The organism is Ochrobactrum sp. A-1, assembly GCF_022488005.1.
In the GTDB taxonomy this organism is placed as follows: Bacteria; Pseudomonadota; Alphaproteobacteria; order Rhizobiales; family Rhizobiaceae; genus Brucella.
Genome location: NZ_JAKVQC010000004.1, coordinates 1 through 26,693, shown reverse-complemented (window position 1 = coordinate 26,693; position 26,693 = coordinate 1). Strand labels below are relative to the sequence as shown.

Here is a 26,693-nt window from a genome sequence, read left to right as displayed (position 1 = left end):
GGGAGGCGACTTGGCCCAGAAAATAAAGCTATCGACCATCGCTGACGCGCTTGGTGTTTCGACAGCCACAGTTTCGCTCGCTTTGCGCGACAGTCCCCTCGTTGCAGACCAGACCCGCGAGAAGATCAAGGAGCATGCCCGCGCCATCGGTTATATCTATAACCGTCGCGCTGCGAGCCTGCGCACCTCACGCTCCGGCATTGTCGGCGTCGTGGTGCATGACATCATGAACCCGTTCTTCGCGGAAATTCTCAAATCCATCGAAACGGAACTGGACCGGTCGCGGCAGACCTTCATCCTGTCCAACCATTACGACCAGCTCGAAAAGCAGCGCACCTTCATGGATACGCTTCTGCAGCTCGGCGCGGACGGGGTCATCATGTCGCCCGCTATCGGCACGCCGCCGGAAGATATCCAGCTTGCCGAAGATAACGGCCTGCCGGTCGTCCTGATTGCGCGTAGCGTCGAGGGTGTTCATGCGCCGGTTTTCCGGGGGGACGACGCCTATGGCATCGGCCTTGCAACCAACCACCTGATTTCGCTCGGCCATACGCGCATCGCCATGATCGGCGGTACGGACCAGACCTCGACAGGCCGTGACCGTTATCGCGGCTATGTGCAGGCCATGGACAAAGCCGGTCTTGAGGTTCGTCCCGACTGGCGTATTGCCGGGCCGCGCACGAAGCAGGGCGGTTTTGAGGTCGCGCCGCAATTTCTGGCGCTGAAGGACAAGCCGACGGCTGCGGTCTGCTGGAACGATCTGACGGCCATCGGCCTGATGAACGGCATTGCCCGCGCCGGGCTCGTGCCGGGCGAGGACATTTCCGTGACCGGCTATGACGATCTCGAGGAAGCGGCGATCGCAACGCCAGCGCTCACGACCGTCTGGAACGGCCAGCGTGAAGTAGGACGCCGTGCCGCTCGCGCGCTGCTCGACCAGTTGAATGGCGTCGAGGTTTCTTCGATGCAGGAACTCATCAAGCCGGAACTGCATATCCGGCAATCGACATCCAAGCCGAAACACGGCTGATTTTCCCCGCTCCGGTCCGGTTACAGCCCTTGGGTTGGCCGGTCACCGGTCCCTCACGAACTGCGATATGCTGCCCAAAGGAATCCAGAGGAATATTGTCATGACCAAGCGCGACACAACCGTTCTGGTGCTCGGAAACTTCAACGAATATGCCGTCGAGCGTCTGTCCGGTGAGTTTTCGGTGCGCCGCATCCCGCGCGGCGACGCGGCATTGGTTGATGCGGCCTGGGCGGGCGACGTGCAGGGCATTGCCAGCATGTCGACTGTCGATGCGGCGCTGATCGATGCGTTGCCTAATCTGAAAATCATAGGCAATTTCGGCGTCGGTTATGATGCGGTGGATGCGAAACATGCCGCCACTCGTAACGTGATGGTCACCAATACGCCTGACGTACTGACCGATGAGGTCGCGGATACGGCGCTTGGGCTTCTGATCGATACCGTGCGGGAATTGTCGAAGTCGCAGGAATTCCTGCGTGCAGGCAATTGGGTCAAGGAAGGCCGCTACCCGCTGTCGAAGCTGTCCTTGCGCGGGCGCAAGGTCGGTATTTTCGGCCTTGGTCGTATCGGCAAGGCGGTTGCCCATCGTGTAGAGGCTTTCGGACTGCCGGTTTCCTATCACAACCGTCGCAAGGCCGAAGGCGTCGCTTACGGCTATTACCCGAGCCTGCTCGAGCTGGCCAAGGCGGTGGACACGCTTATTCTCGTCGCGCCCGGCGGTGCGGAAACCGCCAATGCAGTCAATGCCGAAGTGCTGCAAGCGCTGGGTCCGGACGGTGTGCTGATCAATGTCGGGCGCGGTTCGCTGGTCGATGAGGATGCGCTGATCGCAGCGCTGAACAATGGCACTATTGCCGCTGCAGGTCTGGACGTGTTTGCCAACGAACCGTCAGTGCCGCAAGGCCTGCTCGATGCACCCAACACGGTTTTGCTGCCGCATATCGCCTCCGCATCGCAAAAGACCCGTCAGGCGATGGCAGATCTGGTGATCGATAATCTCATTTCATGGTTCGATACCGGTTCGGCGCTGACGCCAGTGCCGGAGACGGTTCATGTTAAGGCAGTAAGGCAATAGGGCAATAAGGCAGTATGTTAAGGGAATAGGGGAGTAAGGGAGTAGGGGAATATGTTGTGATTGCAGATGACCGCAACGATCATATCCTTCTCTGCCCTACTGCCCTACTGCCCTACTGCCCTACTGCCCTACTGCCCTATTCCCCTAAACTATGCCTGCGCACGGCATCCCCAAACGCCTCGAATATCTTGCGCGACGGAGCATCGGAATGCGCCCAATATTCCGGGTGCCACTGGACGCCGACGACAAATCCCTTTGCGTTCTTCACGGAGACAGCTTCCACCGTACCGTCTTCGGCCACGGCTTCGACCTCAAGCTGAGGGGCGAGCTTGTCGATGGCCTGACGGTGAACGGAATTCACGCGCACGCTTTCTTCTTTCAGGATTTCCGCAAGGCATGAATTCGGGTTGAGCTTGATCGGATGCTGGATGGCGAAACGCTCGGCCTGGCTTTCGGATTCAGGCGCGCGATGATCCTTCCGGCCCTCCAGTTCCTGAATTTCGGTGGCGAGCGTACCGCCCAATGCGACGTTCAGTTCCTGTATGCCACGGCAGATGGCCAATACCGGAACGCCCTTTTCAATAGCGGCGCGGATCAGCGGCAGCGAAGTTGCATCGCGGGCATTGTCATAGGGTTCGAAAGCCGTGCTCGGCTCGACGCCGTAGAGCGCCGGGTTAACGTTCGACTTGGAACCCGTGACGAGAACCCCGTCGACTGCATCCAGAATGGCATCGAGGTCCATCTTGTCACCGAAGCTCGGCACCAGAAGCGGGGTTACTTCCGCAACGTCGATTGCCGCTGCCAGATATTGCTGGGGTGCCGCGTGCCAGGTGTAGTTTTCAAATGGCTTCACATCGGTCGGCACGGCGACGAGAGGGCGAGAAGTCTTGGGCATAATGTTCGTATCCACCAGTCGGATTATGCTCTTATCTGCTCTGTTCCTTACTTCTCCGCAATGGTGCGCGCAATCACGAACAGGTGTCGTCTTGCGGTCACGCCATAGGTCTTTCGTCGTGCCTTCTGTGTATTGTGTTGATTTGAACCGATTTTTACGGTCGAAGATGGTTCAAATGCCGATCTCTATATTCTAGAAAGTGATAAAGAGGGATTGGCAGTTGAGGGGATGAATGACTGACGATCAGCTTTTCTCCGTCAGGGGCAAGGTCATTGCCGTGACGGGAGGGTCTTCGGGGTTGGGCCTAAGAATGGTCCATGTACTGGCAGGGCACGGTGCGCGCGTGATCTCGATCTCGCGTACCCATGCAGGTGAAAGCATTTGCCCATCGGGCGGTGAAGTATTGGAAATCATGGCGGATGTGACCCATCCGGATGAAATCATTCGTGCTTTCGACGAGGCGGAAGGCCGCTTCGGACCGATAACGACGCTTTTCAACAATGCCGGTGTCGCCCATATGGCGCGCGCTCTCGACACGACGCGCGACATGCTTGAACATATATTCGAGGTCAATGTCGCCGGTGCTTTCTTCGTGGCGCAAGAGGCTGCGCGCCGCATGATCGAGCGCGGCGAGGGCGGTTCCATCGTGAACACCACCAGCATTCTGGGTGAACGTCCGCAGAAAGGTGCTGCCGCCTATTCCATGTCCAAGGCTTGCGTGACGCAGATGACGCGGGCACTGGCGCTCGAATGGGCCGCGCATGATATTCGCGTCAACGCGATTTCGCCGGGATGGTTTCCGACGCGAATCAATGAGGATCAGCTGCAAGGTCCGGCCGGGGGCTACTTCAAAGGGCGGAACCCTATGCGACGCCTCGGTGAACCGGAGGACCTGGACGGGGTTGTACTGATGCTGGCGTCCGATGCCAGCCGCTACATGACCGGTTCGATTATTACGGTTGATGGCGGGCATCAACTCTGACCGAGTGGGAAAGTTCCCTGACAGTTACTTTCCGTGGTCATGACTGGCGCGGCGGGTTTTTCCTCTATCTCGTCGCGGTCCGACTGGAGAATATCCACTTCAACTAATCTGGATTAATTCTCGAGAACATGGAAATTAACCTGTCTCTGTTCTCCTATTATAGCCATTTCTGTAATATTAGGACGATTACAACATGTATGCTGGTGGTTGTAGTTGTCTGTTGAGGGTTGTGCGTCTGCGGTTTTCCTTAAAAAATATCTGAATACATCTTATGGTGGTTGTCATAACAGCTTGTGGTTTAATATCCCGAAAGATATTTTTAAGTCATTAGTGCGATATTGCCTCCCCGTATAAGGGATAAATGCATCGATATGTGGCAAAGCCGTAAACCTGAGATACCTGCAGATGTGCGGCTATCTTTTCTCAGAGCGCTGTATGGTAATCGTACGACGCTTTGGTTCGGCTTGCTCGCGCACGTTGTAGCCTGTGTTGTCATCTATGTGAAAACCGACGACTGGCGCTATCTGGTTTTTGGCGGTGTCTTTGCCGTCATCGCCGTCGGTCGCATCTTCGACATGCACAAGTTCGACCAGGCGAAACAGCAGCCGCTTTCCCATGCCGATCTCGACCGGTGGGAAACGCGCTATCTGATCGGCGCATCGGCCGTCTGCCTGACGCTTGGCATGTTGTGCTTCTTCTCAAGCTATGTGCTGCGGGATTCCTTCGCCGAACTTGCCAGCCTGACTGTGCTGCTTGCTTCGGTAGTTTCTATCGTGGGCCGCAATTATGCTTCGGCGAAAGCCGTCATACTGATGTCAGCCTGCACGCTCATTCCGGTTCTGGCCGGGCTCATTCTGGCCGGAACGCCGTTTCACGTCATCATCGGCCTGCTGCTGATCCCGTATTTCCTGTCCAACATCCAGATGGCCAATGGCCTGCGCGAGTTTCTCTTCGCTGCGGTCATGGGCAAACGGCGCCTGTCCATTGTGGCAGGGCGTTTCGATGCGGCGCTCAACAATATGCCGCAGGGCCTTTTGATGTTCGACAGCCAGCAGCGCATTGCAGTCATCAACAACAAGGCCAAGGCGATGCTGCAGATCGCCGAGCACACAAAGCTGCATGGCCGCAAGCTCGACGTCCTTCTGCGCTATTGCGCCAAGAAGGGGTTGTTTCCGCAGAACGACCTGAAAAACGTGCATGTGCGCATGCAGGACCTTCTGCTCGGCAAGCGCACGCGCGACATTTTTCAGCTTTCGAACCAGCGTTACATTGAATGTATCGGCAACCAGACCCTCAATGAGGGAGCCGTTCTGATGTTTGAGGATGTGACGCAGCGTGTGGAAGCGGAAGCGCGTATCCAGCATATGGCGCGCTATGACGGTCTGACCGGCCTGCCGAACCGGAACTATTTCGAGACCCTGGTACGCTCCATGCGTTCGCATCAGCAAACGGGCACCCAGGCCGCTCTCATCGTCATCGACATCAATCATTTCAAGCATGTCAACGATACGCTGGGGCATCATACGGGCGACGTGCTGCTGCGCCTGTTTGCAGAGCGGCTTAATTCGCTCGATCCGCAACGTTTCATCGCGTCGCGTTTCGGCGGTGACGAGTTTGTGGTATTCGTCTTCAACTTGCGCAACGAGGCCGAAGTTGCAGGTGTAATGGATCACATCATGGCCGTCGTGACCGGCGTTTACGATCTTGACGGTGATCAGGTCCATATCGATATCAGCGCGGGCATCGCGCTTGAGGACATCGGAAGATGCGATGTCGGCAGCATGCATATCAGCGCGGACCTGGCGCTCTACGAGGCCAAAAGCAAGGAAGACAAGCCCTGGTCGATCTTCATCGATGCGATGGATACAAAATATCGCGGACGCCAGAAACTCAAAGCCGATTTGCGGCTCGCCATCGACCACGGGGAGATCAAGGTCGTCTATCAGCCCATCGTCAGCGCGCAGTCCCTGCGCGTTGTTGCATGTGAAGCGCTGGCGCGGTGGGAACATCCCGAGCTTGGTTTCGTGCCGCCTGCCGAGTTCATTCCGCTTGCAGAAGAAATGGGCATCATTACGGACATTACCCGTTTCATGCTGGAGCAAGCCTGTGCGGACTGTCTGTCATGGGGGGACCGGATCGGCGTTTCCGTCAACCTTTCGGCCATCGATCTGAAGAGCAATGATATCGCCCGCGATATTGCGAGTGCCTTGCAAAAATCAGGACTTCCGGCCCACCGCCTTGAAGTGGAAGTGACGGAAAGCGCGATCATCTCGGACCGCAACAAAACCTCGATGGTGCTACAGCGGCTTAAGAATGCCGGGATCAATATTGCGCTGGACGATTTCGGAACCGGTTATTCCAGCCTCAGCTATCTCAACACCTTGCCGCTGACCAAGGTGAAGGTGGATCGTTCCTTCGTGCGCGACATTACCACCGACCGGCGGTCGCTGATGCTTCTTCGCGGCGTCACCCAGCTTTCGCACGAGCTTGGGTTGGGTGTGACGGTCGAAGGTGTTGAAACCGAAGAACAGCTTGCGCTGATCCGCGTGGCGGCGGGCGCCGATCTCGTTCAGGGCTATCTTCTTGGTATGCCGGTGCCTGTCGAAGCGATCAGCGCCATGACCGCGAAAGCCGCATCGCGGCGCGATGGCGGACGAACCGTGGCTTGAATTTCCGGGGTTGAGACAGGGTTCAACGGGCCGAAGCCGTTGAATTTTCTCTAATTCCCTGTTTTTACAGAACAAAATCTCAAAACTTATGGGTTCTTGGACGGCCGCGGGATGTGGCGGTCCGCTGCTGTTTCATCTGCGGCGCTTTGTGTCGCTGAGGCTGCTTGTGTTGCTCACCATAATTTGAATATAAGACAAATAATTGGGGTATTTTAAGGCATAGATATCGTGCACTTATTGTCTCAACGGGATCTGTATAAGTATTTCATTATACTACTATAAGGAAATTCTTAAATTTAATCTACTAATTTAAAGGGAAGGCAATGAAACGTTTTCTTCGCTATGGTCTGTATGCTTTGATCGGGCTTGTCATTCTTGCAGGTGCCGGCACTGCCGTGTTCTGGAAGAAGATTCATGAGACCTGGGCGGTCTATCAATATGCGCAGGTATTCAAGCCCGCACACATCTTTGATAACTTCCGCAATCTATACAAAATGTATCCTTCGGTGCGTATTCCGCATGAGGGTGAGGTGAGCCAGCTTGCCAAGGCTGAGCGTCCCCTTCCGGAAACCTTTGTCTATAAGGGCGAAACGCGCAAGATTTCCGACTGGCTTCAGCGTGGCGGTACAACCGGCTTCATCGTGCTGAAAGACGGCGTCATCGTTCATGAGGAATATGATCACGGCAATACCGAGAATACGCAGGCGATTGCTTTTTCCCTGTCGAAATCCTTTGTGTCCTTTCTCGTGGGCAACGCCGTCAATGACGGATTGATCGACATCAACCAGCCGGTGGAGCGTTATGCGCCTATATTGGCCGAGGGTGGCTATAAGGGCGTCACGGTCAAGAATGTGATGCAGATGGCATCCGGCATTGGATTCAACGAGAATTACGGCGATCTCAATTCCGACATCGTGCGTTATGCGGCTGAGCTTTTGACAGGTTCTATCTCCAAATTCACGGCACATCTCAAGAATGAGCGTCCGCAAGGCACCGACAGTCATTATGTGTCGGCGGATACCCAGGTGCTCGGCCTGGTGCTGGAGGGTGCAACCGGAGTTTCGCTTCAGAAATATTTCGAGGATCGGCTGTGGTCGAAGCTGGGCGCCGAAGCGGATGCCTATTGGCTGGTCGATCCGACCGGAGAGGTTGCGGCTGCTGCTGGTCTTAATGCCGTGCTAAGAGCCTGTTCCAAAAAGGGTTGAGCGATTACAGTAGGTTATGATCCAATCGGATTGCTTACATTCGATGGAGATCACAATGGCCTGGACAGTAACCGCTCGCCGCCACTATGTACGTCGCAATTCGCGCTATGCAACTGATTTAACGGATGCGGAATGGTCAGTGATCGAACCGCTGATGCCTTCGCCCAGATACCTTGGTCGCCCTCGCAAAACGGATCTGCGTGAGGTGGTAAACGCGCTTCTTTATATCGCATCATCTGGCGGTGCGTGGCGGCTTCTGCCAACCGATTTCCCACCATTCTCGACGGTACAGAAATACTTCTACCGCTGGCGCGATGAAGGCTTGCTGCGTACCATCAACAACACGCTTGTGATGCTGGCGCGTGAGCAGGCTGACAGGCAGCCCAGTCCAACGGCTGGCGTCATCGACAGCCAGTCAGTTAGAACCACGGAAAGTGGCGGAATACGGGGCTTTGACGCGGGAAAGAAGATTAGCGGACGTAAGCGTCACATTGTCGTTGATACCCTTGGCTTGATGGTTGGTCTGGTGATCCATTCTGCGGGTATTCAGGATCGCGATGGCGCACCGGACGTCTTGAAAACCATACTCAAACGATGGCCGTGGCTGCGACATATCTTTGCTGACGGCGGATATGCAGGCCCCAAGCTCAGAGGCAGGCTGGAAAAGGTCGGAAAGTTTACACTGGAAATCGTCAAGCGCTCCGATCAGGCCAACGGTTTCGAAGCCCTGCCACGCCGATGGGTGGTCGAGCGAACATTTGCATGGCTGGGAAGGTGTCGCAGACTGGCCAAAGACTTCGAGAAAACTATCGCTTCTTCCGAAGCGTGGATATACATCGCAAATATCCGCTTCCTCACACGGCGTATCGCAAGAGCCTGATATCATTACATTCATTATGATTCAGGCTCTTAGAGATTATGCGCGCTTCGGCCTGCTGTACCTGAATGACGGACGCAATTTCAAAGGCGAACAGCTTGTACCGGCGCAGTGGGTGCACGATTCGGTGACGCCCGACGCGCCCTATCTGATGCCCGGTCGCAAGGATTCGCTTGGCAAGATCCCGTTCGGTTATGGTTATCAGTGGTGGACGCCGGTTGACTGGCAGGGTGACTATAGCGCCGTGGGCATCTATGGGCAGTTCATTTACGTCAATCCGGCCAAAGGCGTGGTGATTGCCAAGACCTCTGCCCATTCCAGCTATAATGTTGACGGGCAGGACATGAAAGATGAGTCCATGCACGCATTTCAGGCTATCGCCAATGCGCTTTGAGGGCCTGTTTTCAAATTGAGGCAAAGTCGTGAAATGGCCCCTTTATGGGGCCATTTCACATTTACGCTTCAGATAGCGCGTAAAAAGGCCCGTCCGATTACGGCGAACGAGCGTCGATTGCGTGGCAATAACAAGGCAATAGGCGAAGTTATATCTTTACACGCTGTTAAAGCCGCTTATTCTGCGCACTGATTTGTGGGGTGCGGAAATCGGATAATATGACGAATACAGCTGCTACGGGCGATAAACCGCCATTGTCCAATTTCGCGCGACAGCTGTTGCAATTTCTCGATCGGGTGGAGTACCGCCGTATCGTTCATGCGGAGGACCTCGAGGAAATCGGTCGTCTGCGTTATCGTTCCTACCGCACGCGCAATGTCATGCATGAAGCCGAAGTGCCGTCCATCGTGGATGATATCGATCACGACAGCCATGCTTTTGTCTATGGCGTGTATGTGGACGGGCAACTGGTCAGCACGCTGCGCATTCATCACATCACACCTGATCATCGTCGTGGTACGAGTTATGCGCTGTTTCCCGATATTCTCGATCCGCTGCTCAATAGCGGCATGCATTTTGTCGATCCGACGCGTTTTGCGGCCGATCCCGAGCTTTTGAGCGAATATCCGGCCATTCCCTATATCACACTGCGTATTGCTGCGATGGCGTCCGAGTTTTTCGCGGCGGATCAATGCCTTGCCTCGGTCAAGCCGGAGCACATGGCGTTTTACAAACGTATTTTCGGCACGTCTGTCATGGCTGATGCGCGCGAACATGAGGGCTATGGAATCCGGGTCGGGCTCGGTGCTGCTCCCATTCGCAATATCCGTGATGCGGTGGCCGTGCGTTTTCCGTTTTTCAAGTCGCAGCCGCATGAACGTCATGCGATGTTTGGCGACATGCGCGGCAGTTCCGTGCCGCTGACAATCTTGCCGACGGCGAAATATACTGGCCTCGGCGTATAAGAATCTAAAAACGACGCCGGATATTAAACAATTAAATGTAGCCAGAAGGGTGGTTTCGCTTTACGAAGATTGCGGAACCGCTTTTGCGGGGAGAGGGTAGCTGCGACGAAAAGCCTTGCTGTCAATGCATGGGTTTATTCGGTCGCACATTGAAGATTGCAGTTATTTTCGCTTAACATGACGGTGTATGGGCGGAAATTCTGAATGGGTGGAACTAAAATGGCAGAACATCATACGACGGCTCCGGCTGAACTTGGCGCATCGATGGACTATGCTGAGCATGAGAAAACTTATGCCGGTTTTGCGGGCCTGGTTAAATGGGCCACGGTGGCGCTCGTTGCCCTTATGATTGCCATGGCGTTCGGCTTTTTTGCTGGTGGTTTCTTCTCCGCGACCGTTCTTTTCATTCTAGTCTGCGTCGCTGCCTGGTTCATTCTCTAGCGCATTCATTCCCTGCCGGATGAAGTCATCCGGTAGCGGTCCGATGCGGCTCAGAAACTGCTGAACCGGGATTTAACCCGCACGATTTGATCGAATGCCTTGGCATGGGTTACCGTGCCGAGGGTTTATGCATGTCTGTATCTTAGTCTATTTTAACGAGCCTCTGTGAAGCTCGCAATTCTGCCCGACCGGGATCAACCCCCGGAAGAACGCCACGAAAGGGAAACCAGCTTGGCCCAGACGTTATTTATCCCGAAAGAGAGTGACCCCAGCGAGACTCGCGTTGCGGCGTCGGCTGAGACGGTGAAGAAATTCATCGCGCTCGGTTTTGATGTCGTCGTGGAAAAAGGCGCAGGCGAGAAATCGCGCATTCCCGATGCCGAGTTTACGGCAGCCGGTGCCCGCATCGGCACAGCGGCGGATGCCAAAACGGCGGATGTCGTGCTTAAGGTGCGGCGTCCGACGGATGCGGAACTCAAAGGGTATAAATCGGGCGCAGCGCTCTTCGCCATGCTTGATCCCTATGGCCATGAAGACGCTGTTGCGGCGCTTGCCAAGGCTGGAATTTCGGCTTTCACGATGGAATTCATGCCGCGCATCACCCGCGCGCAGGTAATGGACGTGCTGTCGTCCCAGGCAAATCTTGCCGGTTATCAGGCGGTGATCGATGCGGCGGAAGTCTATGACCGCGCCATGCCGATGATGATGACGGCGGCGGGTACGGTTCCGGCCGCCAAGGTTTTCGTGATGGGGGCAGGCGTTGCCGGTCTTCAGGCCATTGCAACGGCGCGCCGCCTTGGTGCAGTCGTGACGGCAACCGACGTTCGTCCTGCGGCCAAGGAGCAGGTCGCCTCGCTCGGCGCAAAATTCATCGCCGTCGAGGACGACGAGTTCAAGGCAGCGGAAACTTCCGGTGGTTATGCCAAGGAAATGTCGAAGGAATATCAGGCCAAGCAGGCGGCACTTGTTGCCGACCATATCGCCAAGCAGGATATCGTCATCACAACGGCGCTCATTCCGGGCCGCCCGGCGCCGCGTCTGGTTTCCAAGGAAATGGTCGCTTCCATGCGTCCGGGTTCCGTGCTGGTCGATCTGGCAGTCGAGCGCGGCGGCAATGTCGAAGGCGCTGTCGCAGGCGAGATTGCTGACGTGAACGGCGTCAGGATTGTCGGCCATCTCAATGTGTCGGGCCGTATCGCGGCGAGCGCTTCGCAGCTTTATGCGCGCAACTTGATCGCCTTCGTCGAAACGCTGGTCGACAAGGAAGCCAAGCTTCTGAAGATCGACCCGGAAGAAGAACTGGTCAAGGCAACGCTTCTGACCCATCAGGGCAAGATCTTGCATCCGGCGTTCGCCAAGGTTGAGACAGCAGCGGCTCCGGCGGGTGTTGAAAAGGCTGCAAAGCCAAAGGCTGAGCCGAAACCGAAAGCGGAGAAACCGGCAGCAAAGGCAGTTGCACCCAAGGCGGCTGCAAAGCCTGCGAAAAAAGCACCTGCAAAAGCGCCGAAGACGACGTCTTCCCCCAAGTCTCCAGTTGATGGAGGAGAGGCATAATGGCCGATACAAATCTCGATAAAGCCCTTGAGGGCCTTAATCAGGCCGTGGACGCCGTGCGTCAGGCCGCTGAAAATGCGGGCGGCTTGGGCGATGCAGCAGCGGCTGCCGCGCACGCCGCATCGGGCGGTGCGATTGATCCGTTCGTGTTCCGCTTTGCAATCTTCATCCTGTCGATTTTCGTCGGCTATTACGTCGTGTGGTCGGTTACGCCTGCGCTGCATACGCCGCTGATGGCCGTGACCAACGCCATCTCATCGGTGATCGTGGTGGGCGCGCTTCTGGCGGTTGGCCTTTCTCTTTCGGGCTGGGCAACCGGCTTCGGTTTCATTGCGCTCATTCTGGCGAGCGTCAACATTTTTGGCGGCTTTCTGGTCACCCAGCGCATGCTCGCCATGTACAAGAAAAAAGAAAAGTGAGGCTGAACCATTATGAGCGTTAATCTCGCAGCCTTCCTTTATCTCGTCTCCGGCGTGCTGTTCATTCTGGCGCTGCGCGGCCTGTCGCATCCGACAACCAGCCGTCAGGGCAATATGTACGGCATGATTGGTATGGCGATTTCCATCGTCACCACGCTTCTGCTGGCGCGTCCAAGCTTCGGCGGTCTGGCACTCATCGTCGTCGGCATCGCCATCGGTGGCGGCATCGGTGCAGTCATCGCGCGCCGCATCGCCATGACGGCCATGCCGCAGCTCGTGGCCGCGTTCCACTCGCTGATCGGTCTTGCCGCCGTTCTGGTGGCTGCCGCCGCGCTTTATTCGCCGCATTCCTTCGGGATTGGCGAAGTGGGTCAGATCCACGGTCAGGCGCTCGTGGAAATGTCGCTGGGCGTTGCCATTGGTGCCATCACCTTCACCGGCTCGATCATCGCCTTCCTCAAGCTTGACGGGCGCATGTCGGGCAAACCGATCATGCTGCCGGGACGCCACGTCATCAATGCGGTTCTGGCTGCAGCCATCGTGTTGCTGATCGTCGTGCTCACGAACACCGAAAGCCATTTCGTGTTCTGGCTGATCGTGCTTCTGTCGCTGGTGTTTGGCGTGCTTATCATCGTGCCAATCGGCGGCGCGGACATGCCGGTTGTCGTTTCCATGCTCAACTCCTATTCGGGCTGGGCAGCGGCAGGCATCGGTTTCACGCTCGGCAATCTGGCGCTCATCATCACCGGTGCGCTGGTCGGTTCGTCCGGTGCGATCCTGTCCTACATCATGTGCAAGGGCATGAACCGTTCGTTCATCTCGGTTATTCTCGGCGGCTTTGGCGGCGATACGTCCGGCGGTCCGGCTGGTGAGGTCGAACAGCGCCCGGTCAAGCAGGGTTCTGCCGACGATGCGGCGTTCATCATGAAGAACGCTTCCAAGGTCATCATCGTGCCGGGCTACGGCATGGCGGTGGCGCAGGCCCAGCACGCGCTGCGTGAAATGGCCGACAAGCTCAAGGCGGAAGGCGTGGAAGTCAAATATGCCATCCATCCGGTTGCCGGTCGTATGCCGGGGCATATGAACGTGCTTCTGGCCGAGGCCAACGTGCCTTACGATGAAGTATTCGAGCTGGAAGACATCAATTCGGAATTCGCGCAGGCCGATGTTGCCTTCGTGATCGGCGCGAATGACGTCACCAATCCGGCTGCGAAGACCGATCCGAAGTCACCGATCTTCGGCATGCCGATCCTCGATGTCGACAAGGCTGGCACGGTTCTGTTCATCAAGCGCGGCATGGGTTCCGGCTATGCAGGCGTGGAAAACGAACTGTTCTTCCGCGACAACACCATGATGCTCTTCGCCGACGCGAAGAAGATGGTGGAGAGTATTGTGAAGGCCCTCGACCACTAGGGGAAGGCAATAGGGCAGTAAGGCATTAGGGCAGTATGTTTGACTTGCGGACATGCTGCCCGTCTTCGCCTTACTCCATTACTCCCCTAAACATACTGCCATATTGCCCTACTGCCTTACTGCCCTAACATGGCATCCTGCAAAGCGCGCAGTTCGGCGATTCTGGAGCCGGGCTGCGGTGCCGCATTGGCATAGGTGATGAGTTCACCCTTCCTGATCGGCGCGATGACTGTGCCGTTCTGCAGCAGGCCGCAGGGAATGGCCTTGGCTGCACGCGCTTCCGGCGTCGTCATGATCCATGAGCGGTAGCAATATTGCCCGATAGCATCCAGATGATCGCCGGGCTGCAAATCCTTCTTGGCAACCGCACAGACTTCCGCCACAGGCTTTGGCAGCGGCACCATATCGGTCTTGCCGTGCAGCACGACACGGGCCACTGTCAGCGGCACTTCCAGCGAAGTAAGATGGTAAGGGCGGTGGAAGGTGAAATAGGGGCCTTTGCCAATTTTCAGGTCTTCCAGTCGTTCGTTGAGGCGAGGGTGGTCCATCTTGGCCACAACGAACACGCCAGGTGAAACGCCTTTTCCGATGGAATAATCGACTACGCCGCTTTTGCTGAGAACGCCGCCATCTGCCTGCGGGATAAGCGTCTGGCTTAGCTGGTCGATGCTTGCGCGGGGACCGTGCATGCCGGCAATATCGGGAACGAGACCGGTGGCATTGGCAATGGCTGCCATCTCCACCATGGTTTTCGAGCCGTCGATGAATTCCACCAACAGGCGGACATTCATGTTCCGGCGGTCCGCTTCTTGCCTGTAATCGTCGGGTGTGGCGTCGAAGTTGAGTGGATTGTTCTTGCCCTTGCCAGCCGACACGACTTCATAGCCAAGCGCTGAAACGAACTCGATCAGCTCCATACAGGACGACGGCTCATCGCCCGCGCCAAGGGAATAGATCACGCCCTGCTTGTCGGCCTCGGCCTTGAGGTACGGGCCGATGGTGACATCCGCCTCGACATTCATCATGACGAGATGCTTGCCGTTGCGGATGGCCTTGATGCCGGTATCTGCACCCACTTCCGGAATACCGGTCGCATCGATGATGACATCGAGCAGCGGATTGGACAGGATCAGGTCATTGTCGCCGGTGACGGCGATCTTGCCCGCTTCGATTGCGCGGGTCATTGCCGCTTCGCTGTTGGCTTCCTGCGCGTTCTCCTCGTCGCCATAGGCGGTGCGAACGGCTTTGAATGTATTGGGAAGCCTGCGGGCGGAAAGTGCGCCGACTTCGATACCTTGCATCCGCGCCACCTGCGTGACGATGTCCGTTCCCATTTCGCCAGCGCCAATCAGACCGATGCGGATCGGCTTGCCGGTTTCTGCCCGCGCTGCGAGATCGCGCGCCAGTCCAACCAGTGCCACATTTGTCGTCATGAAACTCTCCGCAAAATGTCAAATCCGCACAGGCGAGATAAATTTGTCACGCTTGTGTTGATATAGGTGCGTAATAGATGAACAGTCTCTATATCAACACCGGCGCGCGCGCACCTTCAAACTGCGCGACAAAATAGGCATCCCTTTAGCAGGCCATTGGAGCCAAAATGAGCAGCGTATCCTCTTTCGATCTCGTGATCTTCGATTGCGACGGCGTTCTCGTCGATAGCGAGCCGCTTTCCTGTCTGGCTTTCGAGCGGGTCTATGCCAATCACGGCATGGAACTGCCGGAAGGCACGGTCGCCAAGGGCATCGGCATGAAGCAGGCCGATATCATGAAGATGATCGAGGATATGACCGGGCATCGCCTGCCGGATGAGGCCATAAGCCAGTTCTGGCCCGAAACTCAGGTCCTGTTTGCCGAAGCGTTGGAGCCGACGGTGGGCATTGCCGACTTCCTGCGCGAACTGCCGCAAAAGCGCTGCGTGGCTTCGTCGTCGCAGCCGGAGCGCATTGCGTTCAGTCTGGAAAAAACCGGTATCAGCCATTATTTCGGCGATGCGGTTTATTCGTCCAGCATGGTCAAGCGCGGCAAGCCAGCGCCAGACCTGTTCCTGTTCGCAGCCGACAAAATGGGTGTCGATCCGGCGCGCTGCGTGGTGATCGAGGATTCGCCCTTCGGTGTCGAAGGAGCCATCGCGGCTGGCATGACGGCGTTCGGCTATACGGGCGGCGGACATACTTATGTCGGGCACGCAGAAAAATTGACGGGCAAGGGTGCGCATCAGGTTTTCTCGCACTGGGATGATATTGCACGGGAAATTCTGGTTGCCGCTTGAGTTTTATGGGTTAAACACAAGGCAAATCACATCAGCAGGAATAGCCAGCGAATGAAAGACGCAATCACGCTCGACCAGTTGCGCGAGGCAATCGGCACGGAAATCGGATGTTCCGAGTGGCGCGAAGTCACGCAGGAAATGATCAACCAGTTCGCGGATGCGACCGACGATCATCAGTTCATTCATGTCGATCCGGAACGCGCTGCCAAGGAAACGCCTTTCGGCGGCACCATCGCGCACGGCTTTCTGACGCTGTCGCTGCTCTCGACGCTGGCCTATGAAGCGCTGCCGATGCTGGAGGGGGCCACGATGGGCATCAATTACGGCTTCGACAAGCTGCGCTTCCTGTCGCCGGTCAAGACCGGTTCGCGCGTGCGCGCCCGCTTCAAGCTGGCGGATGCAGATATCCGCCCGTCAGGCCGGGTGGTCAATCATTATGATGTGACGCTCGAAATCGAAAACTCGCTGAAGCCAGCACTGACCGCAACCTGGCTCACCATTGCCGTTGTGGCGCCACCGGAAGGTTAAGCCGCTTTGCGGTACTGAACCGGAAGCCGTCCTTCTTCATCGAGAGGGGCGGCTTTTTCTTTGTGCTCGGTCATCAGTTCGCGGAAGAAGAACGGGCCGTGCAGGAACATGCCGAAATCGTAAAAATTCTTCTTCTCCGCCCCGCGCATATAAAGCAGATGCATCAGGAAGAAATTGCCTTTCGAGCGCTTGTAACGGCTTTCGCTGTGCACGTTCTTGAAGCGTATGCGGTTGATGAGCGGCGGGTTGGCGGTCTTAAGCCTGAGAACCTTGGCCGGGTCCGAGCCGTAGAAGTGAATGATGTCGGTCAGCACCTGAAATTCCGACCACAGGACGGGGCTTTCCTCGATCACCACGCGCGCGTCCTCGCGCAGCGACTTTGCCTTGGGATGAAGCGCGATCATCATCAGACATGAGCCGATGGCAAGCAGAGAGACCGGCTGTTTTGCCAGAAGATCGGGGCGCTCGCGCTGAAGGTCGGCAAGCGCTTCCACTGCCGGAACCGTGCCGAGACTATGCGCAACGATGATGACCTCATCGGCATTGCTGGCTTCGATTTTCCGCTTCAGGCTTTCTGCAAAAGCCTTGCGCCGCTGGTTGAGCTTTTCGTTGCGTCCGTGAATACGATCATAGGCCGCAGACCAGTCGTCGAGCAGATAGGACATGAAAAACTGATCGCCTGGCTTGCGCACGAGCAGGGTTGCGACGATGGCTGCAAGCGGCGCCGACCAGAGAAGATGCAAGGCCGAAAGTCCTGCGGCCATCGGTGCAAAGGCGAGCAGGGCAGTGATGCCCAGAATCGCCAGTGACAGCAGAAACGGCCACAGGAAAAACAGGACAAAGCGCCAGCTCGTCTTCAGATAGCGCCACAGCGTTCCGGTGAAGAGGATGTTCAAGAATGCGTGAATGCCGGTCAGCATACGTTTTGGCGTCGAGCGCGCGGCGTAATCGTCAAAAATATCCGCAGTGCCAAACTGGCAGAACTCGGTTTCCGTCTGCCAGCCATTGCCCGTGGTGATGGCGGTCAGCGTGCCACAATCATCAGGCTCCTCCGTCATAGGCGGAAGCCTGGTCTTTGCTTTCCACAGGCGGTCGAAATCTTTCAGCGCCTGCGCGTGGCGCACGCGGACGGCCTTGGGGTGCAGGCCTTCATAGCCTGTGAACTGGATAACGAGTCGTTTGCGGAGGGGCATCAGGAGAATCGGATAAATTGAGAGGAAGCACTATCGGTTTTCTGGCGAAATGCTATGGGCAGTCATTGAGGCTGAATTATGCGGGAAACACGTGCCGCTTAGCCTATTCGCACGATTGGGACTATAGTAAATCGTGTGCAAGCCGGTATTTCGCGCAAGCCGGTGGGCAAAGTTGCATCTTGAGGTGGACAGGCTAGGCTCTTTCTGGTAATAGCCACGACCAATTTGCAGCGTATCCGTTGCGAAGCTTGGGAGCCTTTGGGCGTTGATCGGCCGGTCAGACCGGCTGAAATCGTTAAAAGACCCCCTAACGGCCTCAGGCTTAACCGAAATTCTAACCGATACGGGAATACACGTGCAGGTACTCGTCCGCGATAATAATGTTGATCAGGCTCTCCGCGCTCTCAAGAAAAAGATGCAGCGCGAAGGTATCTTCCGCGAAATGAAGATGCGCGGCCACTATGAAAAGCCGTCCGAAAAGCGCGCTCGCGAAAAGGCAGAAGCCGTTCGTCGTGCACGCAAGCTGGCCCGTAAGCGCGCACAGCGTGAAGGCCTTATCGGCGGCCGTCCGGGCGCTCGCTGATCGACTTTAAAAACAGGCGCTGTTGAACAGCGCCTTTTTTGCTTTCCGGTGCTGGCTTTCGCTTGCGCCGGATTTTGCATGTTTTGACCTCAGATATTTGCGATTGTTTCCCGCACCTTGCGAAGCGGTTTTAGGTCAGCGAGTGCACTGAATTCGACATTTGCTCGATGCCTGCATCCGAAGCGTGCAAATGTCGAAAATCAGACCAACACATATATTTTCATTTGTTCAGGCTTCCATTTTTAATGCGGCGTTACGAAAAGTTTCTGGACTCCTCGCGTGCCAATATGTGTAAAAACAATAATTAGGATATCCAACTGTCAAGCGGGCTATCCAAAAGTAAACCAAGCTGAAGAAAATGCCGCCTTTTTGCTGTTTTTATCTGGTGGTTGAGGCCAGTATAGTACCGTAACAGACAGAATAATCCGGCAGAGGCGAGAATCCCCAAAGCGGATTTGGCTACGGGATGGAGAAGAGGCAGAAGGGTCTTGCACCCTATGCGAGCTGAAAGGAATGCAGTCGTTGCCCACGCGCTTGAAGATGATGCAATCGTCTGGAATGAAAGTTTCGGGAATTGAAGCATTGGGTGGAACAGGTCGGAACGGCCTTCTCATTGCCGCCGCACTTCTGGCTTTGACCGTTGCCGGTTGCCAAAGCTCCACAACTACGGCACTCAGCACTGTCGACACGGCGCAAGGATCGAGCGAGAACATCAGTTCGCTGACAAGCGTGATCCAGAGCAATCCGCGCGATCCGGAAGGCTACAATGTGCGTGGTTCCGCCTATGGCAAGTCCGGGCGCTACAAGGAAGCGCTGCGCGATTTCGATCAGGCAATAGCGCTCAATCCGAATTTCTATCAGGCCTATGCCAATCGCGCGCTGGTCTATCGTTATATGGGCGACAGCACCAAGGCCGTGCAGGATTACAGCAAGGCCATCCAGCTCAATTCGCAATATGACGCCGCCTATATCGGCCGAGGCAATGTCTACCGTCAGGCCGGACGTCTCGATCAGGCGCTCAGCGACTTCAATCAGGCTATCGCCCTGCAGACGACCGATGGTCGCGCCTATCACAATCGTGGCCTGATCTATCAGGCCAAGGGTCAGCACAAGCAGGCCATCGAGGATTTCTCCAAGGCAATTTCACTCAATTCCACGGCGCCGGAGCCTTATAACGGTCGCGGCATTTCCTATGTGGCGCTTGGCGACTACGACAACGCCTTCGACGATTTCAACACCGCCATCACGCTCGACCAGAACGTGGCGGAAAGCTGGGCCAATCAGGCGCTTGTCTATGAGCACAATGGCGACAAGGCCAAGGCTGCGAATTCCTATTCACGGGCCGTACAGCTCGATCCGAAATACCAGCCTGCGAAGGATGGTTTGGCCCGCACACGCGGATAACCGTCGATATTATCAAGTATTGAAGATTGATAGCGGCGCTTTCCAAATTGGGGAGCGCCGCTTTTCTTTATAATTGGCCGCGATATATTGAATCTCATGTCGCTCTTCGATCACATCGGATTCAAAGCCCGTAACGTCAATCGCAGCCTTTCTTTTTACGAAAGCTGCATGCCAGAACTCGGCCTGGAGGTCATTGCCCGTTCGGGCACCGGCTTCTTTGTCAGTGGGGGAGAGCGGGCACCGGTTCCGTTTCTGTGGATCCATGGCGGCCACGATGGGGCGGGTGATGGCGAGGACAAGCCTGGCGACCGTCTGCATCTCATGTTTACAGCCGGAAGCCGCGAGGCGGTCGAGTCGTTCCATCAAGCTGCACTGGAGGCGGGCGGCAGGGATAGTGGGAGCCCAGGCTATCAGGGCCCCGAAGAGATGGGCTATTACGCGGCTCTAGTCTTCGATCCCGACGGAAACACGCTGGAAGCGGGTTTCCGTGAGAGGAAGCGATAAGAGTTGGCTCAGGCGCGCAGGTTACGCTTGTCGAGACGGCCCACCAGCCGGTCGCCGATCCACTGGATGCCACAAACCATGATGATGAGGATGATTACGACCGCGATCATGATCTGCGTCTCGAAGCGCTGATAGCCGTAGCGAATGGCAAGGTCGCCGAGACCGCCCGCACCGATAGCGCCTGCCATTGCCGATGCGCCGACCAGTGTGATGATCGTGACCGTAAAGCCTGCAACGATGCCGGGCAGGGCTTCGGGAACGAGCACTTCGCGCACGATGGTCCAGCGGTTTGCGCCCATGGAGCGCGCGGCTTCGATGAGGCCATGATCCACTTCACGCAGCGACACTTCCGCAATGCGCGCATAGTAGGGGATGGCGGCAATGGACAAAGGCACGATGGACGCCCATGTGCCGATGGATGTGCCGACGATGAAGCGCGTGACGGGAATGAGCGCCACCAGCAGAATGATGAACGGAACCGAGCGGAAACCGTTGATGATGGCGCCGAGGATCGTGTTCAGCGTCAGGTTCTGTGCGAGGCCACCCCGTTCAGTCAGGATCATGATGAGTGCGAGCGGCAGACCGACGACGAGCGAGATCAGGCTCGAAAAACCGGTCATGATGATGGTCTCCCAGAAGGAGCGCCAGAGAAGATCAAGCATCGCCTGAGACATAGCCGAGTACCTCCGTGGCGTCTGCATGGGTGTTGAGATAGGTGATTGCGGCGTCGAGTTTCGCCTTGTCCTCTGCGGGCAGGCCGATGAAGAGCGTGCCGACCGGCTCACCCTGAATCGTATCCATGCCGCCATGGATGAGCTGCGGCGCCACGCCGGTGGCAGCGGAAACATCGTTGAAGAACGCGCCTTTTGCGGCTGCGCCCGACAGCTTTACCTTCAGCACGGCGAGGTTGCCGGATTTCTCCAGCCGGTCGCGCCAGATGGTAGGCAGTTCCGGCGTCAGCACCTGCAACATGCTCTGTGTGACGGGCGATTGCGGATTGGCGAAGACCTTCCAGACCGGACCTTCCTCGGCGATGGCGCCGTGGTCCAGCACGATCACACGATCGGCAATGCGGCGGATCACTTCCATCTCATGCGTGATGAGCAGGATGGTAAGGCCGAGCTTGGTGTTGATGTCTTTCAGCAGGGCCAGAATAGACTGGGTGGTTTCCGGGTCGAGCGCGGATGTCGCCTCGTCCGAAAGCAGCACGGCAGGTTCGGCGGCAAGGGCGCGGGCAATGCCGACGCGTTGCTTCTGGCCGCCGGAAAGTTGGGCGGGATAGTGCTTTGCCTTGTCGGAAAGGCCGACCAGTTCGAGAAGTTCCGCAACACGCCTGGCGCGTTCGGCCTTCGGCTTGCCCGCGATTTTCAGGGGCAGGGTGATGTTTTCGGCAACGGTCTTGGCCGAAAGCAGATTGAAATGCTGGAACACCATGCCGATGCGGCGGCGCACGGGACGCAGTGCGTCTTCGCCAAGGCCGGTGATTTCGCGCCCTTCGATCAGGATCGAACCGGCATCCGGCTTTTCAAGGCCGTTGACGCAACGGATCAGCGTGGATTTGCCCGCGCCGCTGCGACCAATGATGCCAAGGATTTCACCGCGCGCGACGGAAAGCGAAACGCCGTTGATAGCTGCCGTATCGCCGAACATTCGGCGCACGTCTTTCATCTCGACGATGGGCGCTGATGTGGCGGGCGGCTTTTCAATGGTCACGGTCGTTTCTTCTATGTCTGGATAGGCCGCTGCGGGCAGCGGCTTGTTGTATTCGATAAGGCTTCAAGGAAGGATGATGCCTGGCTCAAGCCATCAGCTTTCGCTGTGGCGATGCTTTAGGGCAATTTTTGTCGGTACGTCAATAAAAGCCGCGCCGGAAACGGTTCCGGCGCGGTCTTTCAAGCATCAAAAGCAATTATTTCCAGGCCGGGATGCCGGTGCCCTTGTAGGCACGGTCGATTTCGGCCTTCACGGCGTCGTTCTGGAACGAGGCCACGAGATTCTTCACCCATTCAGCGTTTTCATCTTCGGTGCGGACCGCGATGAAGTTGTTGTAGGGGTTGTTTTCCTTCGATTCCCAGCCGATTGCCTCTTCCTTGTTGAGGCCTGCCTTTGCTGCCCAGTCGTTGTTCACGATGGCTGCATCGAGGTCATCGATGGAACGGCCGACAACACCGGCGTCGAGTTCCTTGATCTCAAGCTTCTTCGGATTTTCGACAATGTCGATCGGGGTGGCCAGAATGCCCGCATCCGGCTTCAGCTTGATGAGGCCCTTTTCTTCCAGAACGCGAAGCGCGCGGCCTTCGTTCGACGGATCGTTCGGCACGCCGACGACGGCGCCTTCCTTCAGCTCGTCAAGGCTCTTGTGCTTGCGCGAATAGATGCCGATCGGCCAGACGGCGGTGTAGCCGGCGACGCTGATCTTGTAGCCGTGCTGCTTGATCTGCTCGTCCAGATAAGGCTTGTGCTGGAAGGCGTTGGCGTCGATTTCCTTGCGTTCCAGAGCTTCGTTCGGCTGGTTGTAATCGTTGAAGGTCACGCGCTCGATGTTGAGGCCGTGCTTCTTGCCTTCTTCGGCAACGACTTTCCAGACGTCTTCGTCTTCGCCGCCCATGATGCCGACCTTGATGGTCTTGTCTTCTGCGTGGCTCGGCGCCGACGCGAAGCCGACAGTCAGTGCGGCTGCGGTGAAGAGAAGGGCTTTCAGACCGGCGCGACGGGTCAGCGTGTAGCGGGAAAGGACTGACGACATTTTGTTTTCCTTGTTTAAAGACTTTGGAGAGCCGGTCCCGGAAAGCGATCTTTTGAGATGATCTTTCTCCCCCTGCCCACCTTGTTGCCGATAATTCCCTTTTGTCGGGCAATAAACAAGGAAAATTATTTCAGAATTTGCCGAAGCCATGATGCCGAAATTGCGTTCACGAGACGGTGAGCGGATTGCCATTTCCGCCCATCTCGCTTGCTTATCGGTTGTCAGCAATAATCATCTGTGCGGCCTTCTCGGCGATCATGAGAGTCGGTGAGTTGGTGTTGCCGGAAGTGATGGTCGGCATGACCGAGGCATCGGCGACGCGCAAGCCCGCAATGCCGTTGAAGCGCAGGCGGGGATCGACGATTGCTTCTGCGTCCTGCCCCATGCGGCAGGTGCCGACCGGATGGAAAATCGTTGTGCCGATATCGCCAGCTGCCTTTTCCAACTGCTCTTGCGTTTCGTAAGCAGGACCCGGCTTGAACTCCTCGGGGCTGAACTTCTGCAACGGTGCCTGTGCCACGATATGGCGCGTGATACGGATGGCGTCGGCGGCGACGCGGCGGTCGCTTTCGGTGGCGAGATAATTCGGTCTGATTGCCGGTTGGGCGCGATGATCCGGCGACTTGATATGGATCGAGCCGCGGCTGTCGGGGCGCAGATTGCATACGCTTGCCGTGAAGGCAGGGAAGGGGTGGACGTTTTCGCCGAACTTTTCCAGGCTCAGCGGCTGCACGTGATATTGCAGGTTGGCGGTCTCAAAGGACGGGTCCGAACGGGTGAAAACGCCGAGCTGGCTTGGCGCCATTGACATGGGACCGGATTGCCGCAGCAGATATTCCAGTCCGATCATTGCCTTACCGACAAGCTTGTTGGCTTTTTCGTTAAGGGTCGGAATGCCTGTAACCTTGTATGCGCAGCGTAATTGCAAGTGATCCTGCAGGTTTTCGCCGAGCTGCTTGCGCTCCAGCTTCACAGGGATGCCCGCCTGCTGCAGCACGTCGCCGCGCCCGATGCCCGACAGTTCCAGGATTTGCGGCGAGCCGACTGCACCGGCAGCCAGAATGACCTCGCGCTTTGCCTTTACCGTGCGGGTGGTGCCGTTCTGGTCGAAAGTGACGCCGGTGGCGCGCAGTTCCTTGATCTCGATGCGGCGCACATGCGCGCCGGTTTCGACCGTCAGATTCTTGCGATCCAGTGCCGGGCGCAAAAACGCCTTGGCGGTATTCCAGCGAATGCCACGCTTCTGGTTGACCTTGAAATAGGACACGCCTTCATTGTCACCGCGATTGAAATCGTCGGTGGCGGGGATGCCCGCAGAGACCGCTGCATCGCGAAAGGCATCCAGAATATCCCAGTGCAGGCGGGCGTTCTCGACACGCCATTCACCGCCCGCGCCATGCACATCGCTGGCACCCGCAAAATAGTCTTCCGATTTCTTGAACAGCGGCAGGACATCGTCCCAGCCCCAGCCGTCGCACCCGGCCTGACGCCACAGGTCGTAGTCACGGGCCTGACCGCGCATATAGATCATGCCATTGATGGAGGAGCAGCCGCCAAGCACCTTGCCGCGCGGATAGCCGAGCGAACGACCGTTCAGCCCCGGTTCGGCTTCCGTGGTGAAGCACCAGTCGGTGCGCGGATTGCCGATGCAGTAGAGATAGCCAACCGGGATGTGAATCCAGGCGTAATTGTCTTTTCCGCCTGCCTCCAGCAGCAGTACGGAGCGGTTCTGGTCTGCGGAAAGCCGGTTCGCAAGCGCGCAACCTGCCGTGCCCGCGCCAACCACGATGTAATCGTAGGTGTCGGTCATGATCTCATATCCAGTAAAAAGCGGAGCCGCTATCGAGCGAGCGTGCGGCTCCCGAAATGTTGGTTAGCCGAAGAGTTTCTTTCCAATCCGCGATGCATAGAACTCGCCCACGATTCCTTTCCGGAAGAGGAGGACGCATGCCATGAAGATGAGGCCCGTGACGATTGTGACGGGGAAGTCGGATGTAGCGAGATAGTTCTGCAGGGCGACGACAAAGGCTGCGCCGACGATGGGGCCGATGAGGGTTCCGATGCCGCCGAGAAGCGTCATCAGGATGACCTCGCCCGACATCTGCCAGCCGACATCGGTCAGTGTTGCGAACTGGAAGACAAGCGCCTTCAAGCCGCCCGCGAGGCCTGCAAGCCCTGCCGACATGACGAAGGCTGCAAGCTTGTAGCGGTTGACGGAGTAACCGAGCGAGATCGCGCGGTTTTCATTCTCGCGCACTGACTTCAGGATCATGCCAAAGGGCGAATTGATGATGCGCCAGATGATAAAGACGCCCAGCACGAACACGGCCAGCACGAAATAATACATGTTCATCGGCTGGTTGAGATCGATGATGCCGAAGAGAAACCCGCGCGGCACACCCTGCAATCCGTCTTCGCCATGAGTGAAGGAAGCCTGCAGGCAAAAGAAGAAGAACATCTGCGCCAGCGCCAGCGTAATCATCGTCGAATAGATGCCCTGACGGCGAATGGCGAGATAACCGATGACGAGGCCAAGCGCTGCTGCGGCGAGAACGCCGAGCACGAGGCCGAGTTCCGGCGTGACGCCCCAGACCTTCACCGTATGGGCTGTGATATAGGCCGCACCGCCGAAGAAGGCCGCATGGCCGAAGGAGAGAATGCCTGTATAGCCCAACAGAAGGTTGAAGGCGGAGGCGAACAGCGCAAAGCACAGCATCTTCATCAGGAAGATGGGGTAGACCATGAAGGGTGCTGCCAGCAGTCCGACGAGGGCGATGCCGAGCACGATGATCGAGAGGCTGTTGACGGCAGGTGCCTTGCTGTCGCGCGGTGCTGCGGTTGCCTTGGAAGTGGCCTTGAGAGCGGTATCAGCCATATCAGGCCTCCTTCCCGAACAGTCCGGCGGGTCGAACCAGAAGGACGATAGCCATGATGACGAAGATGACGATGCTGGAGGCTTCCGGATAGAAGACCTTGGTCAGACCTTCCGCCAGCCCCAGCACATAGCCGGTGATGATGGCGCCGAGGATTGACCCCATGCCGCCGACAACCACCACGGCAAAGACCACGATGATGATGTTGGAGCCCATCAGTGGACTGACCTGATAGATCGGGGCCGCCATGATGCCTGCGACACCGGCAAGGGCAGCACCCAGCGCATAGGTGAAGGTGAGAAGCAGCGGCACATTGATGCCGAAGGCCTTGACCAAAGTGGGGTTTTCAGTCGCGGCACGCAGATAGGCGCCGAGCTTGGTCTTTTCGACCAGAAGCCAGGTGCCGAGGCAGACGAAAAGCGAGGCAACAACCACCCAGGCGCGATAGTTCGGCAGGAACATGAAGCCGAGATTATGCCCGCCTGCCAGTGACGGCGGCACCGCATAGGGCTGACCGGCAGCGCCATAATAATAGCGGAACGTGCCTTCGATCACCAGCGCAAGGCCGAAGGTGAAGAGCAGGCCATAAAGCGGATCGAGGTTGTAAAGCCGCGACAGGGCCACGCGCTCGATGATCGCGCCGCCAAGTCCGACGATGAGGGGGGCGAGGA

The 26,693-nt window shown here is 57.0% G+C and carries 24 protein-coding genes and 2 pseudogenes; 17 read left to right on the top strand and 9 right to left on the bottom strand.

What is annotated here, in order from left to right; all coding sequences use genetic code 11:
* The first annotated feature begins 10 nt into the window (after window positions 1-10).
* Together MKS82_RS09515 and MKS82_RS09510 are read left to right on the top strand one after the other, a co-directional pair.
* Window positions 11-1,030, top strand: coding sequence for a LacI family DNA-binding transcriptional regulator (locus MKS82_RS09515; RefSeq protein ID WP_061345620.1), 1,020 nt, complete (start codon window positions 11-13; stop codon window positions 1,028-1,030).
* Between the two features lie 100 nt (window positions 1,031-1,130).
* The gene (locus MKS82_RS09510; RefSeq protein ID WP_109988706.1) at window positions 1,131-2,105 is read left to right on the top strand and encodes a 2-hydroxyacid dehydrogenase; all 975 of its coding nucleotides are present in this window, start codon (window positions 1,131-1,133) and stop codon (window positions 2,103-2,105) included.
* Between the two features lie 136 nt (window positions 2,106-2,241).
* Here the strand turns inward: MKS82_RS09510 and MKS82_RS09505 are convergent, their stop codons facing one another.
* Window positions 2,242-3,000 carry a gamma-glutamyl-gamma-aminobutyrate hydrolase family protein gene (locus tag MKS82_RS09505; protein ID WP_240578668.1) on the bottom strand — a complete coding sequence of 253 codons (759 nt, stop codon included), beginning with the start codon at window positions 2,998-3,000 and terminating at the stop codon, window positions 2,242-2,244.
* 232 nt (window positions 3,001-3,232) lie between these two features.
* On the opposite strand from MKS82_RS09505, the gene MKS82_RS09500 reads away from it, so the two are divergent.
* The 10 genes and pseudogenes from MKS82_RS09500 to MKS82_RS09455 all read left to right on the top strand — a co-directional run bounded on the left by MKS82_RS09500 (window position 3,233) and on the right by MKS82_RS09455 (window position 13,919).
* On the top strand, window positions 3,233-3,982 hold the full coding sequence (locus MKS82_RS09500) for an SDR family NAD(P)-dependent oxidoreductase (RefSeq protein ID WP_109988708.1): 750 nt from the start codon (window positions 3,233-3,235) through the stop codon (window positions 3,980-3,982).
* 371 nt (window positions 3,983-4,353) lie between these two features.
* On the top strand, window positions 4,354-6,651 hold the full coding sequence (locus MKS82_RS09495; protein WP_240578667.1) for an EAL domain-containing protein: 2,298 nt from the start codon (window positions 4,354-4,356) through the stop codon (window positions 6,649-6,651).
* A gap of 323 nt (window positions 6,652-6,974) precedes the next feature.
* Window positions 6,975-7,853 (top strand): annotated as a pseudogene (locus MKS82_RS09490) (serine hydrolase domain-containing protein); the annotation flags it as partial.
* 58 nt (window positions 7,854-7,911) lie between these two features.
* Entirely contained in the window at window positions 7,912-8,736 is an 825-nt protein-coding gene (locus MKS82_RS09485) for an IS5 family transposase (RefSeq protein WP_240578521.1), read from the top strand.
* 28 nt (window positions 8,737-8,764) lie between these two features.
* A pseudogene (locus tag MKS82_RS09480) lies at window positions 8,765-9,127 on the top strand (serine hydrolase domain-containing protein); the annotation flags it as partial.
* 218 nt (window positions 9,128-9,345) lie between these two features.
* A complete protein-coding gene (locus tag MKS82_RS09475; protein ID WP_109987359.1) occupies window positions 9,346-10,092 on the top strand; it encodes an N-acyl amino acid synthase FeeM domain-containing protein in 747 nt (248 codons plus the stop codon).
* A gap of 219 nt (window positions 10,093-10,311) precedes the next feature.
* Window positions 10,312-10,533: an aa3-type cytochrome c oxidase subunit IV gene (locus MKS82_RS09470; RefSeq protein ID WP_105543265.1), complete on the top strand. Its 222-nt coding sequence runs from the start codon at window positions 10,312-10,314 to the stop codon at window positions 10,531-10,533.
* Between the two features lie 231 nt (window positions 10,534-10,764).
* A complete protein-coding gene (locus MKS82_RS09465) occupies window positions 10,765-12,087 on the top strand; it encodes a Re/Si-specific NAD(P)(+) transhydrogenase subunit alpha (protein WP_109987358.1) in 1,323 nt (440 codons plus the stop codon).
* Window positions 12,087-12,506 (top strand): proton-translocating transhydrogenase family protein, encoded by a 420-nt coding sequence (locus MKS82_RS09460; RefSeq protein WP_104754309.1) that lies wholly within the window; start codon window positions 12,087-12,089, stop codon window positions 12,504-12,506. Before MKS82_RS09465 ends, MKS82_RS09460 begins: the two co-directional genes overlap by 1 nt.
* A 12-nt stretch (window positions 12,507-12,518) precedes the next feature.
* Window positions 12,519-13,919 (top strand): NAD(P)(+) transhydrogenase (Re/Si-specific) subunit beta, encoded by a 1,401-nt coding sequence (locus tag MKS82_RS09455; protein WP_109987357.1) that lies wholly within the window; start codon window positions 12,519-12,521, stop codon window positions 13,917-13,919.
* A gap of 116 nt (window positions 13,920-14,035) precedes the next feature.
* On the opposite strand, the gene MKS82_RS09450 is transcribed toward MKS82_RS09455, so the two are convergent.
* On the bottom strand, window positions 14,036-15,352 hold the full coding sequence (locus MKS82_RS09450; RefSeq protein WP_109987356.1) for a 1-deoxy-D-ribulose 5-phosphate reductoisomerase: 1,317 nt from the start codon (window positions 15,350-15,352) through the stop codon (window positions 14,036-14,038).
* Between the two features lie 167 nt (window positions 15,353-15,519).
* Here MKS82_RS09450 and MKS82_RS09445 point away from each other — a divergent pair, with 167 nt between their 5' ends.
* Together MKS82_RS09445 and MKS82_RS09440 are read left to right on the top strand one after the other, a co-directional pair.
* Window positions 15,520-16,191 carry an HAD family hydrolase gene (locus tag MKS82_RS09445; protein ID WP_240578666.1) on the top strand — a complete coding sequence of 224 codons (672 nt, stop codon included), beginning with the start codon at window positions 15,520-15,522 and terminating at the stop codon, window positions 16,189-16,191.
* 51 nt (window positions 16,192-16,242) lie between these two features.
* Window positions 16,243-16,719 carry a MaoC family dehydratase gene (locus MKS82_RS09440; RefSeq protein ID WP_061345786.1) on the top strand — a complete coding sequence of 159 codons (477 nt, stop codon included), beginning with the start codon at window positions 16,243-16,245 and terminating at the stop codon, window positions 16,717-16,719.
* On the opposite strand, the gene MKS82_RS09435 is transcribed toward MKS82_RS09440, so the two are convergent.
* Window positions 16,716-17,912 carry an alpha/beta hydrolase gene (locus tag MKS82_RS09435; protein WP_109987354.1) on the bottom strand — a complete coding sequence of 399 codons (1,197 nt, stop codon included), beginning with the start codon at window positions 17,910-17,912 and terminating at the stop codon, window positions 16,716-16,718. The genes MKS82_RS09440 and MKS82_RS09435 overlap by 4 nt on opposite strands.
* Window positions 17,913-18,267: 355 nt before the next feature.
* Between MKS82_RS09435 and rpsU the strand changes: the two genes are divergently transcribed.
* The 3 genes from rpsU to MKS82_RS09420 all read left to right on the top strand — a co-directional run bounded on the left by rpsU (window position 18,268) and on the right by MKS82_RS09420 (window position 20,403).
* Complete coding sequence (gene rpsU / locus MKS82_RS09430; RefSeq protein WP_010659458.1) at window positions 18,268-18,495, top strand: 30S ribosomal protein S21; 228 nt, start codon at window positions 18,268-18,270, stop codon at window positions 18,493-18,495.
* 513 nt (window positions 18,496-19,008) lie between these two features.
* A complete protein-coding gene (locus tag MKS82_RS09425; RefSeq protein ID WP_240578665.1) occupies window positions 19,009-19,899 on the top strand; it encodes a tetratricopeptide repeat protein in 891 nt (296 codons plus the stop codon).
* Between the two features lie 96 nt (window positions 19,900-19,995).
* Entirely contained in the window at window positions 19,996-20,403 is a 408-nt protein-coding gene (locus MKS82_RS09420) for a VOC family protein (RefSeq protein WP_109987352.1), read from the top strand.
* Between the two features lie 8 nt (window positions 20,404-20,411).
* Here the strand turns inward: MKS82_RS09420 and MKS82_RS09415 are convergent, their stop codons facing one another.
* From MKS82_RS09415 to MKS82_RS09390, 6 genes are all read right to left on the bottom strand, one after another.
* The gene (locus MKS82_RS09415) at window positions 20,412-21,077 is read right to left on the bottom strand and encodes a methionine ABC transporter permease (RefSeq protein WP_109987351.1); all 666 of its coding nucleotides are present in this window, start codon (window positions 21,075-21,077) and stop codon (window positions 20,412-20,414) included.
* The gene (locus MKS82_RS09410) at window positions 21,058-22,116 is read right to left on the bottom strand and encodes a methionine ABC transporter ATP-binding protein (protein WP_109987350.1); all 1,059 of its coding nucleotides are present in this window, start codon (window positions 22,114-22,116) and stop codon (window positions 21,058-21,060) included. The genes MKS82_RS09415 and MKS82_RS09410 overlap by 20 nt, the downstream gene beginning before the upstream one ends.
* Window positions 22,117-22,312: 196 nt before the next feature.
* Window positions 22,313-23,149: a MetQ/NlpA family ABC transporter substrate-binding protein gene (locus MKS82_RS09405; RefSeq protein WP_109987349.1), complete on the bottom strand. Its 837-nt coding sequence runs from the start codon at window positions 23,147-23,149 to the stop codon at window positions 22,313-22,315.
* A gap of 211 nt (window positions 23,150-23,360) precedes the next feature.
* Window positions 23,361-24,959, bottom strand: coding sequence for a GMC family oxidoreductase (locus MKS82_RS09400; protein ID WP_109987348.1), 1,599 nt, complete (start codon window positions 24,957-24,959; stop codon window positions 23,361-23,363).
* 63 nt (window positions 24,960-25,022) lie between these two features.
* Window positions 25,023-26,024 carry a branched-chain amino acid ABC transporter permease gene (locus tag MKS82_RS09395; protein WP_109987347.1) on the bottom strand — a complete coding sequence of 334 codons (1,002 nt, stop codon included), beginning with the start codon at window positions 26,022-26,024 and terminating at the stop codon, window positions 25,023-25,025.
* Window position 26,025: 1 nt separating this feature from the next.
* On the bottom strand, window positions 26,026-26,693 hold a 668-nt coding region (locus tag MKS82_RS09390), incomplete at its 5' end, for a branched-chain amino acid ABC transporter permease (protein WP_240578664.1).